This window comes from Ramlibacter ginsenosidimutans, from assembly GCF_016654015.1.
Lineage (GTDB): Bacteria > Pseudomonadota > Gammaproteobacteria > Burkholderiales > Burkholderiaceae_C > Ramlibacter > Ramlibacter ginsenosidimutans.
In genome coordinates this window covers 1-15,067 of the sequence record NZ_JAEPWM010000012.1, presented here as the reverse complement: position 1 = coordinate 15,067, position 15,067 = coordinate 1, and the positions used below count along the sequence as shown (strand labels likewise).

Genomic DNA, 15,067 nt, shown 5'->3' with positions numbered 1-15,067 from the left:
GTCCTTTGCGCTTACTGCGCTTCGATCTTGCGGGAGCGGATGATGGGCGCCCAGGTGGCGGTTTCCTTGCGGATCAGGTCACCGAAGGCGGCGGTGGGCACGAGCCAGGCGTGCAGGCCGAGCTTCTGCAGGCTCGCCTGGTTGGCCGGAGTGCCGAGGATGCGCGCGACGTCGCGGGCCAGCTGCTCGACCACCGCGGGCGGAGTGCCCTTGGGCGCCAGCACGCCATACCAGGAGCTGACGGCGATGCCCTTCACGCCGGCCTCGGCGAGCGTGGGCACGTCCGGGATCGCGGGGTCGCGCTGGGCGTCAGTGACGGCCAGCGCGCGCAGGCGTCCCGACTGCAGGTGCGGCAGCAGCGTGGGCAGGTTGCCGACGATCATGGGCACCGTGCCACCGAGCACGTCGTTCAGGCCGGGGCCGGAACCCTTGTAGGCGATGTGCAGGATGTCGGCACCGGTCTGCTCGCGCAGCAGCTCGCCGGCCAGGTGCAGGCCGCTGCCCACGCCGGGCGAGGCGTAGCTGATGGTGTTCGGCTTCGCCTTCGACAACGCCACCAGCTCGCCGATGGTGTGGGCGGGCACGGCGGGATTCACCGCGATCACGTTGGAGGCGCGCGCCATCATGCTCACGGGCGCGAAGTCGGCCTCCACGTTGTAGCCCAGGTTGTGCATCAGCGTGGGATTGATGGTGAGGTTGCCGGCGGGGACCACCAGCAGGGTGTGGCCGTCCGGGGCCGCACGCTTGACCTGCTCGATGCCGATGTTGCCGTTGGCGCCCGGCTTGTTGTCCACGACGGCCGCCTGCTTGTACTGCTCGCCCAGGCCGGTGGCCAGCATGCGCGAGAGGATGTCGATCGGTCCGCCCGGCGGAAACGGCGCGACGATCGTGAAGGGCTTCGCGGCGAGCTGCGCCGTGGCGGATTCCTGCGCATGCAGGGCCGGCAGGGTGAGGGCGAGGGCCGCGGCCAGCGCGGTTCGGCGGGTGATGGAGGTCATGCTATTTGCGGTCGGTGAGGAATTTGCCGTCGGGGGCCTGCGCAGATTTCTGCCGGCGCGTGTTGCCGTCGATGCCGCCGTCGATCGCCCATTCGGCGAACACCGTGGGCCCGGGTTCGAACTCGCGCGGCTGCCAGTCGGCGGTAAGCTGGTCTTCGTCGGCGTAGTACTCGATCAGGCCGCCCGCCGGATTGCGGAAGTACCAGAAGTACGCCGAGGAAATCGGATGGCGGCCGGGGCCCAGCTGGGTCTGCCAGCCGCAGCGCGAGATGTGCATGCCGCCGCCGAACACCTCGTGGATGTCGCGCACGGTGAAGGCCACGTGGTTGAGGCCCGGTTGGCCGTCCGGCCGCTGCAGCAGGAACAGGTCGTGGTGGCCGCCCTCGGGCGCGCAGCGCAGGAAGGAGCCGCGTCCCGGGTAGCGGTCCGAGGCCGCGAAGCCGAAGTTGTCCACGTAGAAGCGTTCGCACGCCTGCACGTCCTTCACGAAGAAGACGACGTGGCCGACCTCGATGGGCTGCGCGCGCTCGTACGCGGGACTCGCCTGGTTGATGCGGTTCTTGCGGTTCCAGGTGTTGTACTCGGCGCCCTCGACCTCCACGGTGCGCTTCTGCGTGAGCTGGAAGCGCACCGCCAGCCCGTTCGGGTCGGTGCAGCCGATCCGGCCACCGGCCTGCACGAACCCGTCGGAGTTGCGGATGCGCGCGGCATAGCGGGCGAGGTCGACCTCGTTCTCCACGCCCCACACCACCTCGCGCAGGGTCGGACCGCTCTCGATCGCAGGCGGCAGTCCCGGCAGGGTGGAACGCGCCACGATGACGCGGCAGCCGTTCAGGGTCTCGAAGCCGAGCCGGTCGGGCTCCTCGCTTGCGAGCTGCAGGCCCCAGTCCTCGAAGAAGCGGCGGCAGGCCGGCAGGTCGTCCGCGCCGTAGGTGATTTCGTCGATGCCCAATACGCTCATGGCGGTGTCCTCAGTTGGCCCAGGGGAGCGGCTGCTCGTTCAGCCCCCAGTACAGGCTCTTCTGCTCCATGTACTGCTGGATGCCCAGGCGCCCCTTCTCGCGGCCGAGGCCGCTGTCGCGCCAGCCGCCGAAGGGCGTGGAAGCGGAAAACTGCTTGTAGGTGTTGATCCAGACGGTGCCCGCCTGCACGGCGCGTGCCAGCCTCCAGGCCTTCTTGTAGTCGCGCGTCCAGATGCCTGCGGCGAGCGCATAGACGCTGTCGTTCGCCTGCGCGACCAGGTCGTCCTCGTCGTCGAAGGGCATCGCCACCAGCACGGGGCCGAAGATCTCCTGCTGGCACACCTGCGCGCTGTTCTTCACGCCTTCGAGGATGGTGGGCAGGTAGTAGTTGCCGCGCTCGTACACGCGCCCCTCGGGACGGCGGCCGCCCGTGCGCAAGCGGGCGCCCTCGGACAGGCCCAGGTGGACGTAGCCCTCCACCGTGTCGCGGTGCTTGGGCGTGATGAGCGGCCCCATCTGCGTACGCTCGTCGGCGGGATCGCCCACGCGCAGGGCGGCGGCGCGTTGCGCCAGCCGGTCCAGGAACGCGTCGTAGAGCTTGCGCGCGACGAACAGGCGCGAGCCTGCGATGCACGACTCGCCCGAGGAACTGAAGATGCCGAACAGCACGCCGTTCACGGCGTGGTCGAGGTCCGCGTCCTCGAGCACCATGGTCGCCGACTTGCCGCCCAGCTCCAGGGAGACCGGCATCATCTTGTCGGCCGCGATGCGCGCGATGTGCTTGCCCGTGCCCGTGCCGCCGGTGAACGACACGCGCTTGACGAGCGGGTGACGCGTGATGGCGTCACCGATCACCGAGCCGCGGCCGCACAGCACGCTGACCACGCCTTTCGGCACGCCGGCCTCCTCGCAGATCGCGGCGAGTTCCAGGGCCATCAGCGGCGTCACTTCGGCGGGCTTGACGACCACCGCGTTGCCGGCGGCGAGCGCGGGGGCGAGCTTCTGCGCCTCGCTGGCGATCGGCGAGTTCCAGGGCGTGATGGCGGCGACCACGCCCATGGGCTCATGCACGCTCATCGTGAGGTAGTCGCCGCGCGCGGGCGTGATCGCCTCCTCCATCGTCTCGCAGGCGGCGGCGAAGAACTGGAAGGTGCCGGCCGCGCTCGCGACCAGGTTGCGCGTCTCGTTGATCGGCTTGCCGTTGTCCTGGCGCTGGCGCTGCGCCAGCGGCTCCGCGCGCTCGCGGATCAACGCCGCAACGCGGTGCAGCACGGCAGCCCGCTCGTGCGGCTTGCGCTGCGCCCAGCCGCTGGTGCGGAAGGCGTGGTCGGCGGCCACGATGGCTCCTTCCACGTCCTCGGCGCTCGGTGCGCGCAGGCGCGCCACCACTTCCCCGGTGGCGGGGTAAAGCGACGCGGTTTCGTCGCCGCGGCCCAGGCGGCGTTCCCCGGCGATGAACAGGGGCAGCAACTGGTCGGTGTCGGTCAGCAGCACGGCGTGCTCCTCAGATGGCCAGCGCGCGGCCGCGGTTGGCGAGTGCGCGCACGATGCTGTAGACCGTGAGCGCGGAAGTCTTGGGGTTGGCCGGCAGCGGCCTGCCGCGCAACGTGAGCTCGAGGCTGCCGAAGGTGCCGCGCGCTTCCACGTGGTGCACGTTCTCGGTGACGCCCGGGTCGGCGAACAGCTGCACGCGCGTGCGTTGCAGGCCGATGCCGGCGAACGACAGCGTCGCCGCCACGTTCGCGTTCTTGGGATAGAGCTGCGCGGCCTGTTCGGCGCTGCCTTCGAAGATGCAGCGCGCTTCGGTGAGTGCGTCGAGGTCGCAGTCGCGCTCGGCCGGCGTGCCCTTCCATGCATGCGGCGGCTTGCGGCCGGTGTACACGACGGAGTCGAGGCCACCGATACGCGCGGCGGCCAGCGCGTCGATGCCTCCGATGGCGCCCGAAAGCAACTGCACCTGCGTGCGGCCCCGCTGCGCGGCCTGCTCCAGGCGCTGCGCCATGCCGGGCGCACTGAGCGCACCCACCGACGCGACGAGGCAGGGGATGCCGCGCTCCAGCGCCGGGATGACGTGCTGCTCGATGGCATGGTGGCCCGCGCATTCCACGAGCAGGTCGACGCCCTGCTCGCCCGCGATGCTGTTGACGACCAGCGCCTGCGGCGCATCCCGCGTCGCGGCGTCGCACGCGTTCGCGTGTTCGCCCGGCGGCAGCACCACCCAGTGCACCGCCAGGTCGCGGTCGCCCTTCAGCAGCTCCAGCACGCCGGCGCCGATGGCGCCGCAGCCGATCATCGCAATGCGGATCATCGCGCGTGCGTCCTCAGGCGGGTTGGGCCAGCTTGGTCGGCGGGCCGGCGAACGCGGTCTTGAAGCCGCCGATCTTCAACATGTCGATCTCGAGGATGAAGGGACCTTCCGACGATTGCGCGCGGTCGAGTGCGGCGCGCAGTTCGCGCAGGTCCGCCACGCGCGTGTGGCCCGCGCCCAGCGACTTGCTGAGCACCGCATAGTCGGGCGTGTGCAGCTCGGTGTAGCAGCGGCGGCCGCCATAGTGCGCGTCCTGGATGTTGCGGATCACGCCATAGCGCTGGTCGTTCATCAGCACGAACAGCACGTTGGCGCGCTCCTGCACGGCGGTCGCCAGCTCGCCCAGGTTCAGGATGAAGCCGCCGTCGCCGCTCAGGCACAGCGTCTTGCGGCCCGAGCCGGTCTGCGCGGCGCCGATCGCGGCGCCAATGGACATGGCGAGTCCCTGGCCGATGCCGCCGCCCATGGCGTGCACGCCGGAGCGCGGATCGAACAGGTGCAGGTGGCGATTGCCCCAGGTGCTGTTCGACACCGTCACGTCGCGCACCCAGTTGAAGTTGCGACCGGCCGCGCCCTGCAGTTCACGCACCAGCTCCGCATACGGACCGAGGCCGTCGACCAGCGACGACTCGGCCTGCAGCCGCGCCGCGCGCAGGTCCGTCGCGAACGCCGGATCGACGTGCATGCGACATTGCAGCCGGTCGGCCAGCGCATCCAGCGCGAGCGCGGCATCGCCTTGCACGAACCAGTCGGTCGCGTAGCAGCGGCCCTCCATCGCGGCGTCGGCGTCGATGCGGTACAGGGGCCGGGGCAGCTTGAGCTGGTACTTGAGCGTCTCGTTGCCGCGCAGCCGCGAGCCGACCACCAGCATCGCATCGCAGGTCTGGTAGAACTTCTCGACCGGCGCGTGCAGGTTGTACGCGCCGAGCGAACGCGGGTCGTCCTCGGGCACGATGCCGCGCCCCTGGGTGCTCGTGACCACGCCGACGCCCAGGTCCAGCAGGCGCGCGACCGCGGCACTCGCGTGGCGGGCGCCGCCGCCCAGCCACAGCAGCGGACGCCGAGCGGCGGCGAGACGGTCGGCCAGCACGTCGAGCGCGGTGGCATCCGGCTGCACGCGCGCGACCGGCAGCGGCCGCAGGTCGGCCGGCACGGGGATCAGCGCTTCCTGGATGTCGATCGGGATCTCGACGCTCACCGGGCCGGTCGGCGCCGTCAGCGCGAGTTGCACGGCGGCCTTGAGCGTGGAGAGCGCCGTCGCGGCGCTGCGCACGCGGAAGGCCGCCTTCGACACGGCCTGCAGCATCGCGAGCTGGTCGCGCGCCTCGTGGATGTAGGAGAGTTCCTGGTCGAGGTAAGGCGTTTCGATCTGCCCGGTGAGGTGCAGCAAGGGCGTGCCGGCGGTGAGCGCCTCCACCATGGCCCCGCCGGTGTTTCCGGCGGCGGTGCCCGTGCTCGTGATCGTCACGCCCAGGCCGCCCGTGGTGCGCGCATAGGCGTCGGCCATGTTGGTGGCGCCCGCCTCGCCGCGTGCCATCACGAAGCGCACCTGCCCGCGCTGGTGCAGCGCATCCAGGATGGGCATGTTGTGGATGGAGATGACGCCGAAGGCGGCCTGGACGCCGCACGCTTCGAGGAAGGCGGCGACGGCGGCGCCGACGGTCATGGTGTTCTGGGTGTCAGGCATGGTGGCTGAGGCCTCCGGATACGTCGATGTGGCTGCCGGTGGTGTACGAGGACATAGTCGTGGCAAGGAAGAAGATCGCCTGCGCCGCCTCCTGCGGCAGGCCCAGGCGGCCGAGGGGAATGTGCTTGCGCTGGGCGAGCGCGCCGGTCCAGGCGGCCCAGTCCTGGCTGCGGTCCTCGCGCGCGTCGAAGCGGCGGCGCCACTGGCCCGACTCGATCAGGCCGACCAGGATGCCGTTGACGCGCACGCCGTCGGGCGCGAACTCGGTGGCCAGCGAGCGCACCAGGTTCCTGATGCCGGCGCGCGCGGCCGACGTCGCCACCATGTGCGGCTCGGGCTGCGCGGCGAGCAGCGAATTGACGCAGACGATGGCCGGCTGCGGCCGCTTGCGCAGCTGCGGCAGGAAGGCGCGCGTCGGATGGATGACGGAGAAGAACTTGAGGTGCAACTCCTCGGTCCACGCCGCGTCCGTGGTGTCGGCGAAGGTCGAGACGCGGCCCTGTCCGGCGTTGTTGACGAGGATGGCCGCGGCGCCGAGCTCGCGCTCGCTGGCGGCGGCGAAGGCCTGCACCTGCGCTGCGTCGAGCACGTTGCAAGGCTGTGCGAACACGCGGCCGTGCGGGAACTTGCCGGTCAGGTGTTGCCGGGCTCCCTGCAGCCGATCGGCGTCGCGGCCGCAGATGGCCACGGCGGCGCCGGCGGCCAGGAACAGTTCGGCGGTGGCGAGGCCGATGCCGGACGAGCCGCCGGTGACGACCGCCGTCACGCCCTGGAGCGAGGTCTGGAACATGGGATCCTTCAGCGCGCCGTGCGCAGCGGCACGACTTTCGCGCCGCCGCTGCGCGGCTGGTGATTGAGCAGGCCGGAGAGTTCGTCGGCGGACGCGCGCACGCGCTGCACCAGTCCGTCGATGCGGTCCCCGTCGATGTGGCCGGACGGAATCGTGGCGCCCAGCGCGGCGACGATGTGGCCGGTCTCATCGCGCACCGGTGCCGCGATGGTGGAGATGCTGGCTTCGTAGAAGCCCTCGCCCAGCACGTAGCCGCGTTCGCGGTCGACTTCGACCATGTTGAACAGCTCCAGCACCGTCTTGGGCGTGCTGCTGGAGAAGACCTCGAGGTGCTCCTCGGGATAGAGCGCGCGCAGGTCGGCGAGCGTCAGGTCTTCCAGCAGGATGCGGCCGAGCACGGTAGCGTGCGCCGGCAGCCGCGTGCCGACGCGCACGGCGCTGGAGAACGGCGTCGGCGGCGTGACCTTGGCGACATAGACGATGGAGCGGCCGTCGCGCACGACCAGGTTGCACGGGTAGCGGATCGCGTCGCACAGGCGCTGCAGCACCGGCTGCCCGAGCTCCGTGAGTTCCAGCGAGGAGAGGTATTCGAAGCCCAGGCGCAGCACGGCGACGCCCAGGCGATAGTCGTTGCCGGCGCGCTCGAGATAGCCCAGGTTCTCCAGCGTGGCGAGCAGGCGGAACACGGTCGACCGCGGCAGGCCGAGGCGACGCGCGAACTCCGGCGCACTGATCACGCGGGTGTCGCGGCTGAATTCGCCCAGCATGCGCAGGCCCCGCTCCAGCGCGGGCACCAGGTACTTGTCGCCATCCTCGGGCAGCGCGTTGTCGCTCATCGCGGTTCTCCTTGCAGCAGCGCGGCGACGGCGGCCGGCTGCTCCACCGGGCTCGCATGGCCCGCGGCTTCGATCGTGTGGAAGGTCGCACCCAGCAAGCGCGCCGCCTCTGCGCATGCGGCCGGCGGCGTCACCACGTCACCGGCGCCAACGTGCACTTCCACCGGGATGCCCGCAGGCACCGCGCCGAGCTCGCTGTTGCACAGCATCTCGACGGCCTGCAGGTAGCCGCGCGGCTGCAGACGCGCGGTGTTCCAGCGCACCCATTCGCGCGCGTCGTCGCCGGCCTGCGCGGACAGCAGGCGCGGCGGGATGCGCGCGGCGAGACCTCCGACGCCTTGCGCCTTCAATGCATCGGTGCGGTCGCGACGCACCCGCGCCGCGTCATCCGGCGAGCCGCCGTATCCGCGCGCGGGGCTGATCAGCACGAGCCTGTCGATCGCCACCGCTTGCGGCAGCCGTGCGTACGCGCACGCCATCAGCGCGCCGAGCGAATGGCCCACCAGCACGCAACGACGCAATTCGAGCGCCTGCAGCACCTCGTGCAAGCGCATTGCGTAGTCCGCGGCGTGCGGAGCGTCCTGCGGCAGCGGCGTGGAGCTGCCGTAGCCGGGCGCATCCCACGCGAGGACGTACTGCGAGGCCGGCAGCGGCAGCACGGCCTGCAGCCACGACGCCGCTCCCGAACTGATGCCGTGCAGCAGCACGAGCGCCGGTGCAGCACCGCGCTCGCCGCGTTCGCGCACGGCGACCTGCGCGCCAGCCGGCAGCCGGAGCAGGCGCTCGGGAAGGCGCGACTCCAGCAGCGCGAGCTGCTGCGGCAGGTTGGCGGACGAAGCGGTGCCCACGGCGTTCTCCGTTTCAGCGCTTGACCTTGGCGAGCGGATGCTCGGGCGGGTAGGTCGGCGTCACGGGCTTCGGCGAGCCGAGCATCACGCACATGAGAGCGTCCTCGTCACCGATGTTGATTTCTTCGCGGTACACGCCCGGCGGGACCGACACGACGTCGCGGTCGGTGAGGATGGTCTCGAAGCGCTCGCCATCCTTCTCCAGGACGAGCTTGACCTTGCCGCGCATGATGAAGAAGACCTCCTCCACGTCGACGTGCAGGTGCGACGGGCCTTCGTGGCCGGCCGGAATCACCATCGTCGAGAAGGTGAAGTGCTCCGCCGGGATGGTGTTCATGTCCGAGGCGACGCCCGTGCCGCCGGTGCCGATGTAGCGCATCTGGCCACGGCGGTACTTGGGGTCGAAGTCGGCCTGGAACTTCAGCGCGTCGAAGTCGTACTTGCGGGTGGAGAAGCGCGCGATGCGCGTTTCCATCCACTCCTTGAAGTTGGCCCCTTCGGGGCGGTCCCAGCTGCGACGGGTGTCGGTCATGTCCTTGCTCCTTGGTTCCAGTTCAATGCATCACGAAGCCGCCGTTGACGGCGAGCAGCTGGCCCGTGACGAAGCGGGCCAGGTCGGAAAGCGCGTACAGCACCGCGCCGGTCACGTCGTCGGGCAGCTGGTCGCGCGACAGTGCGCGTTGCTCGACGTAGTGGCGATGCCGGGCTTCCGGCACGTACCTGGTCGCCTCGACCTGCACGAGGCCGGGCGCGATGGCGTTCACGGTGATCGCGTCGGGGCCGAGCTCGCGTGCCAGCGAGCGGGTCATGGCGATCACTGCCCCCTTGCTCGCGACATAGGCCAGCAGGCGGGGCGCGCCCCACAAGGCGGTGTCGGAGGCGAGGTTGACGATGGCGCCGCGGCCGCTGTCGCGCAGCGCGGGCCGGCAGGCGCGCGTCATCAGCCAGGTGCCGCGCACGTTGACGTCCATCACGCGGTCCCAGGTGGCGATGTCGAGTTCGTCGGCGGTCTTGCCGCCGGAATCGGTGATCGCCGCGTTGTTGACGAGCCCGTCGAGTCCGCCCAGGCGCTCCACGGCCTGTTTGGCGCAGGCAGTGACGCTCGCGGGATCGGCGGCGTCCACTACCACCCCGTGGGCTTCGTGGCCTTGCGCGACGAGTTGCGACACGCTCGCGTCGAGCAGGTCGGCGCGCAGGTCGGCGAGGACCACGCGCGCGCCGTTCGCGCCCAACGCCTGCGCGAACGCGAAGCCGAGGCCCCGGGCAGCGCCCGTCACGAGGACGCGGCGGTCTTGTAGCAGGGCGGAATGGGGGGCGGTGGTCATGGCCTCGATCCAGGTTTTGTTCCGTCTGTGGAACACCGATCTATATGTGGAACGCCACGAACTCTAAACGGGCAAGAAAAAAGCGCTACCTAGGACAAACCCTAGGTAGCGCTTTGGGGGTCGGCGCCGTGGCGGGAGCGGCCCGGAGGCCGGCTGCTCAGGTCTTCTTGGCGCCGAGCCGCGACTCCTTGCCCGCGAGCAGGCGCTGGATGTTGGCGCGATGCCGCCAGGCGAGCAGCAAGGCCATCGCGAACAACGCCGCGGCGATCGGCGTCTCGGCGTACCACTGCAGGCGATCGCCGAACAGGTAGTACGCGGGCGCGAAGATGGCGGACACGAGCGACGCGAGCGAGGAATAGCGGAAGAAGAACGCGATGACCAGCCACGTGAGTCCGGTCGCGACACCCAGCAGCCAGTGCACGCCGAACACGACGCCGATGAAGGTCGCGACCCCCTTGCCGCCCTGGAAGCGGAAGAACACGGGATAGAGGTGGCCGAGGAAGGCGGCGAGCGCGACGAGTGCCACGGTGCCCTCCCCCAGCCCGTAGCGCGGGCCCCAGGCCTTCACGAGCACCACGGGAACGAAGCCCTTCATCGCATCGAGCAGCAGCGTGATCGCCGCGGCCGCCTTGCTGCCGGAGCGCAGCACGTTCGTGGCCCCGGGGTTGCCGCTGCCGAAGCTGCGCGGGTCCTTCAGGCCCATCGCCTTGCTCACCAGCACGGCGAACGCGAGCGAGCCCAGCAGATAGGCCGCGATCACCGCGGCCCAGGGATACACAGCTTCCACGCGGGCTCCTCCTTGTTGTTCGAAGGAGCCGTATTCTGCCAAACGGTCAGGGCACGACCATCCCGGTGAACGGCGGCACGTACGCCTGCAGCGTGACCAGGATGCCCACCAGCGCAGCGAGCGCCAGCGAATGGAAGAACACGTAGCGCAGGATCTCGCCTTCCTTGTTCAACCAACCCGTTGCCGTCGATGCGACGACGATGGACTGGGCATCGATCATCTTGCCCATCACGCCGCCGGAGCTGTTGGCCGCGCCCATCAGGTTCACGGGCAGTCCGAGCTGGCCTGCCGCCACTTTCTGCATGCCGCCGAACAGCACGTTGGAGGCGGTGTCGGACCCGGTGAGCGCGACGCCCAGCCATCCCATGAGCGTGCCGAAGAAGGGATACAGCGGGCCGGTCGCAGCGAACGCGAGGCCCAGCGTCGTGTCGAGGCCCGAGTAGCGCGTGACAGTGCCGAGCGCGAGCATCAGCGCGATCGTCATCAGCGAGAAGCGCACTTTCCAGATCGTCGCGCCGTACACGCGCACCAGCTGCACCGGGTTGTACTTCGCCAGCAGGCCGCCCACGATCGCCGCCAGCAGGATGGCGGTGCCGGTCGCGGACAGCAGCGTGAACGCGTACACCGCGCCTTCCTTGGTGTTCTTCGGCACCACCGGCGGCACGCGCTCGATCAGGTTGTGCAGGCCGCCGATGGGGTAGTTGGGCGCGAACAGGCTGTTCAGCCAGGTCTTCACCGGCACCAGGCCCCAGATGAACACGAACACCGCCAGCAGCACCCAGGGCATCCACGCGCGCAGCACGGCGTCCCGCGGATGCGCGGTGCGCGCGCTCGGCGGAGGCGCGGCGCCCGCGTCGGCCTCGTGGCCGCGCGGCACGACGGAGGTCCAGATCTCCGCCGGCTTCCACACGCGCAGGAACAGCGCGAGCGCCACCATCGACACGGCCGCGGCGATCACGTCCACCAGCTCCGGCCCGATGTAGTTCGAGACCAGGAACTGCGGCACCGCGAAGAAGATGCCGGTGACCAGGATCGCGGGCCAGATCTGGATCATTCCGCGGAAGCCGGCGAACGCCCAGATCAACCAGAACGGCACCAGCAGCGAGAAGAAGGGCAGCTGCCGGCCGACCATCGCGGAGATCGCGAGGACGTCGTAGCCGTGCACCTTGGCCAGCGTGATGATCGGCGTACCCAGCGCGCCGTACGCGACCGGCGCCGTGTTCGCGATCAGCGACAGGCCCGAGGCCGCAAGCGGCGAGAAGCCCAGGCCGATCAGCATCGCGGCGGTCACCGCCACCGGCGTGCCGAAGCCCGCCGCGCCCTCGAAGAAGGCACCGAAGGAGAACGCGATCAGCAGCAGCTGCAGGCGCCGGTCCTCGGTGACGCCCGCGATCGAATCCTGCAGCACCTTGAACGAGCCGTTGCGCTCGGTGAGCTGGTGCAGGAAGATGATGTTCAGCACGATCCAGCCGATCGGCAGCAGGCCCGTGAGGGCGCCGAGCCACGCGGCCTTGCCGGCCATCTCCGCCGGCATGTGGAACGCGAACACCGCGATCACCAGCGCCGCCACCAGTCCGGCGAGCGCCGCGAAGTGCGCCTTCATGTGCAGGAAGCCGAGTCCCACCAGCATCACGACCACGGGGATCGCTGCCAGCAGGGTGGACAGCACCATGCTGCCCATCGGGTCGTAGACCTGTTGCCACACCATGCTTTGTCTCCTGTTGCTGTCCGGTTCAGGGGCCGCGGCTGTGTAGCATGCTAAAGCTGACTGATTCCTGTCAACTGTCGTCCAGGGCACAGCGCACGGGCTTGGCTCCCAGCACGCGCACGAGCACCTGGGGGTCTATTCCCACCAGGTAGCCCCGCCGGCCGCCATTGAGCACGATCCGCGGCAAGGCAAGGATCGTCTCCTCCACATACACCGGCATCTGCTTGCGGGTGCCGAAGGGCGAGGTCCCTCCGACCAGGTAGCCGCTGTGGCGGTTCGCAACTTCCGGCTTGCAGGGTTCGACCGACTTCGCGCCGATCTGGCGCGCCAGGTTCTTGGTGGACACCTTGCGGTTGCCGTGCATCAGCACGATCAGCGGCCGCGCCTTCTCGTCTTCCATCACGAGCGTCTTGACGACGGTGAAGGGGTCGAAGCCCAGCACGGCGGCGCTGTGCTGGGCGCCTCCGTGCTCCATGTACTCGTAGGGATGCTCGCTGAAGGCGACACCGTGCGCCTTCAGGAACGCGGTGGCGGGCGTCTCGCTGACATGGTCCTTCTTCGCCATGGCCGGCTCGCGCGCTCAGGCAGCGGGGTCGCGCAGCTCCCAGCGCACCTGGTCGATTGCCGCCAGCAGCTCCGGCGGCAGCAGCGTGCCCCAGGCTTGCAGGTCTTCCTCGAGCTGCGCCAGGCTGGTCACGCCGATGATGGTGCTGGCCACGCGCCAGTTGGTGTAGCACCAGGCCAGCGCCATGCGCGTGGGCGTGAGCCCGTGCTCGCGCGCGAGTGCGTTGTACCGGCGTGCCGCGTCCAGCGCTTCGCGCCGCGCCCAGCGTTGCCCCCGCATGCGCTCGAACTTCGCCAGGCGGCCCTCACGCACCTCCGCGGCATCCAGCCCGCCCGCGTCGTACTTGCCGGTGAGCGCGCCGAAGGCCAGCGGCGAATACGCCAGCAGCGACACGCCGAGGCGATGCATGGTCTCGTCGAGCCCGTTGTCCAGCGCCCGGCTGGTCAGCGCATACGGGTTCTGCACCGTCGCGATGCGCGGCAACTCGAACTGTTCCGCCACCCGCACGAACTCGTGCACCCCGTAAGGCGTCTCGTTGGACAGGCCGATGAAGCGGACCTTGCCATCGCGCACCAGCTTCTGCATCGCCTGGAGCTGGTCGTGGATGGAGGTCTTGCTCGTCTCGCGCTCGGGACGGAAATAGATCTCGCCGAAGCTGGGCACGTGCCGCTCCGGCCAGTGGATCTGGTACAGGTCGATGACGTCGGTCTTCAGCCGGCGCAACGATGCCTCGCACGACGCGATGATGTCGGCGCCCGTGAGGCCCTCCCCCGCGCGCACCCAGGGCATGCCGCGCGAGGGCCCGGCGACCTTGCTGGCGAGCACGATCCGCTCGCGCATGCCGGGACGGGCTGCCAGCCAGCGGCCGATGATCGACTCGGTGCTGCCGTAGGTCTCGGCCCGCGGCGGCACGGAATACATCTCCGCGGTGTCGATGAAGTTGATGCCGCACTCCAGCGCGCGGTCGAGGATCGCATGCGCATCCTGTTCGTTCACCTGTTCGCCGAAGGTCATGGTGCCCAGGCAGATGGGCGTGACGCGCAGGTCGCTCTGGCCGAGCTGGACGGTTTGCATGGCGTTACAGCAGTCTCATGAAGGGGAGTGGGTCGAGCATATTAGCGGGGATATGCCCGAAGGTCCGTCGATCGTCATTCTCAAGGAGCAGGTCACGCCCTTCCTGGGGCACACGATCCGCAGCGTGGCCGGCAACACCACGATCGAGAAGGAGCGCCTGCTCGGGCAGCGCGTCGACGCCTTCCGCAGCTGGGGCAAGAACTTCCTGATGGAGATGCCTGACTTCACGCTGCGCGTGCACTTCATGCTCTTCGGCAGCTACCGCATCAACGAATCCAAGTCCTGGGCGGTGCCGCGCCTGGCGCTGGGCTTCGACGTCGGCGAGATCAACCTCTACGCGTGTTCGGTGCGCTTCATCGAGGAGCCGCTCGACCTCGTGTACGACTGGTGGGCCGACGTGATGTCGCAGCACTGGGACCCGCAGCTGGCGCTGCAGCGCCTGCGCCGGGCGCCCGGCATGCTGGTGTGCGATGCGCTGCTGGACCAGGACATCTTCGCGGGCGTGGGCAACATCATCAAGAACGAGGTGCTGTTCCGCATCCGCGTGCATCCGCTGTCCACCGTGGGCGCCCTGCCCGCGGCGAAGCTGCGCGAGCTGGTGCGCGAAGCGCGCAACTACAGCTTCGAGTTCTACGAATGGAAGAAGCAGTTCGTGCTGAAGAAGCACTGGCTGGTGCACACCAAGCGCACCTGTCCGCGCTGCCAGATCCCTCTGAAGAAGGAGTGGCTGGGCCGCACCGACCGGCGCAGCTTCTTCTGCGAGAACTGCCAGCGGCTGTACACGTGAGCGCGGCGAATCGGGCGAGATCGACGCCATTCCGTCAGAGTGCCGTAGGCTGGAGGTGATCCGCAGGCAAACCCCAGCTTGCTGGGCCACGCTGGATCGCTGGGGTTCGCTCCGCTCACCACCAGCCTTGTATGTTTCTTTCCTAGACTCTAAGAGTTCGGGGCAACCCGGGCGGAGCGGGTGCACGCCGTCGCCAGCCTTTGGGCTTGGAACCTGTGCCGTAGATCTAGCGGCACCCGCTCCTTTTTCTCCTGTCCATCCGCAAAGGCCGGACAGTATCTTCCCGCCCGGCCTGGCCGGAGCACGCATGTACAAGGTTGACTAGGAATGGAGCAGGAGAGGAACCCCCGTGCTGCGAGCGAACAAGCTCGTGAGGCGATCGTCGGAATCGA

At 69.5% G+C, this 15,067-nt stretch carries 15 protein-coding genes; 1 reads left to right on the top strand and 14 read right to left on the bottom strand.

From position 1 onward, the window contains the following. Positions 1-11 precede the first annotated feature (11 nt). The 14 genes from JJB11_RS21995 to JJB11_RS21930 form a co-directional block, all read right to left on the bottom strand. Positions 12-998 (bottom strand): Bug family tripartite tricarboxylate transporter substrate binding protein, encoded by a 987-nt coding sequence (locus JJB11_RS21995; protein WP_201176668.1) that lies wholly within the window; start codon positions 996-998, stop codon positions 12-14. 1 nt (position 999) lies between these two features. Then, on the bottom strand, positions 1,000-1,959 hold the full coding sequence (locus JJB11_RS21990) for a VOC family protein (RefSeq protein ID WP_201176667.1): 960 nt from the start codon (positions 1,957-1,959) through the stop codon (positions 1,000-1,002). 10 nt (positions 1,960-1,969) lie between these two features. Continuing rightward, positions 1,970-3,448, bottom strand: coding sequence for an aldehyde dehydrogenase (locus tag JJB11_RS21985; RefSeq protein ID WP_201965046.1), 1,479 nt, complete (start codon positions 3,446-3,448; stop codon positions 1,970-1,972). A gap of 16 nt (positions 3,449-3,464) precedes the next feature. Further along, positions 3,465-4,268 carry an aspartate dehydrogenase gene (locus JJB11_RS21980; protein WP_201176663.1) on the bottom strand — a complete coding sequence of 268 codons (804 nt, stop codon included), beginning with the start codon at positions 4,266-4,268 and terminating at the stop codon, positions 3,465-3,467. Between the two features lie 13 nt (positions 4,269-4,281). Continuing rightward, positions 4,282-5,955 (bottom strand): thiamine pyrophosphate-binding protein, encoded by a 1,674-nt coding sequence (locus tag JJB11_RS21975; protein ID WP_201176661.1) that lies wholly within the window; start codon positions 5,953-5,955, stop codon positions 4,282-4,284. Beyond that, the gene (locus tag JJB11_RS21970) at positions 5,948-6,745 is read right to left on the bottom strand and encodes an SDR family oxidoreductase (protein ID WP_201176659.1); all 798 of its coding nucleotides are present in this window, start codon (positions 6,743-6,745) and stop codon (positions 5,948-5,950) included. The genes JJB11_RS21975 and JJB11_RS21970 overlap by 8 nt, the downstream gene beginning before the upstream one ends. 8 nt (positions 6,746-6,753) lie before the next feature. Next, complete coding sequence (locus JJB11_RS21965) at positions 6,754-7,581, bottom strand: IclR family transcriptional regulator (protein WP_201176657.1); 828 nt, start codon at positions 7,579-7,581, stop codon at positions 6,754-6,756. After that, entirely contained in the window at positions 7,578-8,429 is an 852-nt protein-coding gene (locus tag JJB11_RS21960) for an alpha/beta fold hydrolase (RefSeq protein WP_201176655.1), read from the bottom strand. The genes JJB11_RS21965 and JJB11_RS21960 overlap by 4 nt, the downstream gene beginning before the upstream one ends. 13 nt (positions 8,430-8,442) lie before the next feature. After that, complete coding sequence (locus tag JJB11_RS21955) at positions 8,443-8,961, bottom strand: cupin domain-containing protein (RefSeq protein WP_201176653.1); 519 nt, start codon at positions 8,959-8,961, stop codon at positions 8,443-8,445. 22 nt (positions 8,962-8,983) lie between these two features. Beyond that, positions 8,984-9,754, bottom strand: a complete 771-nt coding sequence (locus JJB11_RS21950) for an SDR family oxidoreductase (protein ID WP_201176651.1) — start codon at positions 9,752-9,754, stop codon at positions 8,984-8,986. 157 nt (positions 9,755-9,911) lie between these two features. Continuing rightward, positions 9,912-10,541 (bottom strand): glycerol-3-phosphate 1-O-acyltransferase PlsY, encoded by a 630-nt coding sequence (gene plsY, locus JJB11_RS21945; protein WP_201176649.1) that lies wholly within the window; start codon positions 10,539-10,541, stop codon positions 9,912-9,914. 46 nt (positions 10,542-10,587) lie between these two features. Further along, positions 10,588-12,249 carry an L-lactate permease gene (locus tag JJB11_RS21940; protein WP_201176647.1) on the bottom strand — a complete coding sequence of 554 codons (1,662 nt, stop codon included), beginning with the start codon at positions 12,247-12,249 and terminating at the stop codon, positions 10,588-10,590. Positions 12,250-12,319: 70 nt separating this feature from the next. After that, the gene (gene ybaK, locus JJB11_RS21935) at positions 12,320-12,814 is read right to left on the bottom strand and encodes a Cys-tRNA(Pro) deacylase (RefSeq protein WP_201176645.1); all 495 of its coding nucleotides are present in this window, start codon (positions 12,812-12,814) and stop codon (positions 12,320-12,322) included. A gap of 15 nt (positions 12,815-12,829) precedes the next feature. Further along, on the bottom strand, positions 12,830-13,888 hold the full coding sequence (locus JJB11_RS21930) for an aldo/keto reductase (RefSeq protein ID WP_201176636.1): 1,059 nt from the start codon (positions 13,886-13,888) through the stop codon (positions 12,830-12,832). Positions 13,889-13,940: 52 nt separating this feature from the next. Here JJB11_RS21930 and JJB11_RS21925 point away from each other — a divergent pair, with 52 nt between their 5' ends. Further along, positions 13,941-14,675 (top strand): DNA-formamidopyrimidine glycosylase family protein, encoded by a 735-nt coding sequence (locus tag JJB11_RS21925; RefSeq protein ID WP_201176634.1) that lies wholly within the window; start codon positions 13,941-13,943, stop codon positions 14,673-14,675. Positions 14,676-15,067: the final 392 nt, after the last annotated feature.

Coding starts and splice junctions, on each gene's coding strand:
- JJB11_RS21995 (WP_201176668.1), bottom strand. CDS start 998: ATGACCTCCATCACCCGCCGAACCGCGCTGGCCGCGGCCCTCGCCCTC.
- JJB11_RS21990 (WP_201176667.1), bottom strand. CDS start 1,959: ATGAGCGTATTGGGCATCGACGAAATCACCTACGGCGCGGACGACCTG.
- JJB11_RS21980 (WP_201176663.1), bottom strand. CDS start 4,268: ATGATCCGCATTGCGATGATCGGCTGCGGCGCCATCGGCGCCGGCGTG.
- JJB11_RS21975 (WP_201176661.1), bottom strand. CDS start 5,955: ATGCCTGACACCCAGAACACCATGACCGTCGGCGCCGCCGTCGCCGCC.
- JJB11_RS21970 (WP_201176659.1), bottom strand. CDS start 6,745: ATGTTCCAGACCTCGCTCCAGGGCGTGACGGCGGTCGTCACCGGCGGC.
- JJB11_RS21965 (WP_201176657.1), bottom strand. CDS start 7,581: ATGAGCGACAACGCGCTGCCCGAGGATGGCGACAAGTACCTGGTGCCC.
- JJB11_RS21955 (WP_201176653.1), bottom strand. CDS start 8,961: ATGACCGACACCCGTCGCAGCTGGGACCGCCCCGAAGGGGCCAACTTC.
- JJB11_RS21950 (WP_201176651.1), bottom strand. CDS start 9,754: ATGACCACCGCCCCCCATTCCGCCCTGCTACAAGACCGCCGCGTCCTC.
- JJB11_RS21940 (WP_201176647.1), bottom strand. CDS start 12,249: ATGGTGTGGCAACAGGTCTACGACCCGATGGGCAGCATGGTGCTGTCC.
- ybaK (WP_201176645.1), bottom strand. CDS start 12,814: ATGGCGAAGAAGGACCATGTCAGCGAGACGCCCGCCACCGCGTTCCTG.
- JJB11_RS21930 (WP_201176636.1), bottom strand. CDS start 13,888: ATGCAAACCGTCCAGCTCGGCCAGAGCGACCTGCGCGTCACGCCCATC.
- JJB11_RS21925 (WP_201176634.1), top strand. CDS start 13,941: ATGCCCGAAGGTCCGTCGATCGTCATTCTCAAGGAGCAGGTCACGCCC.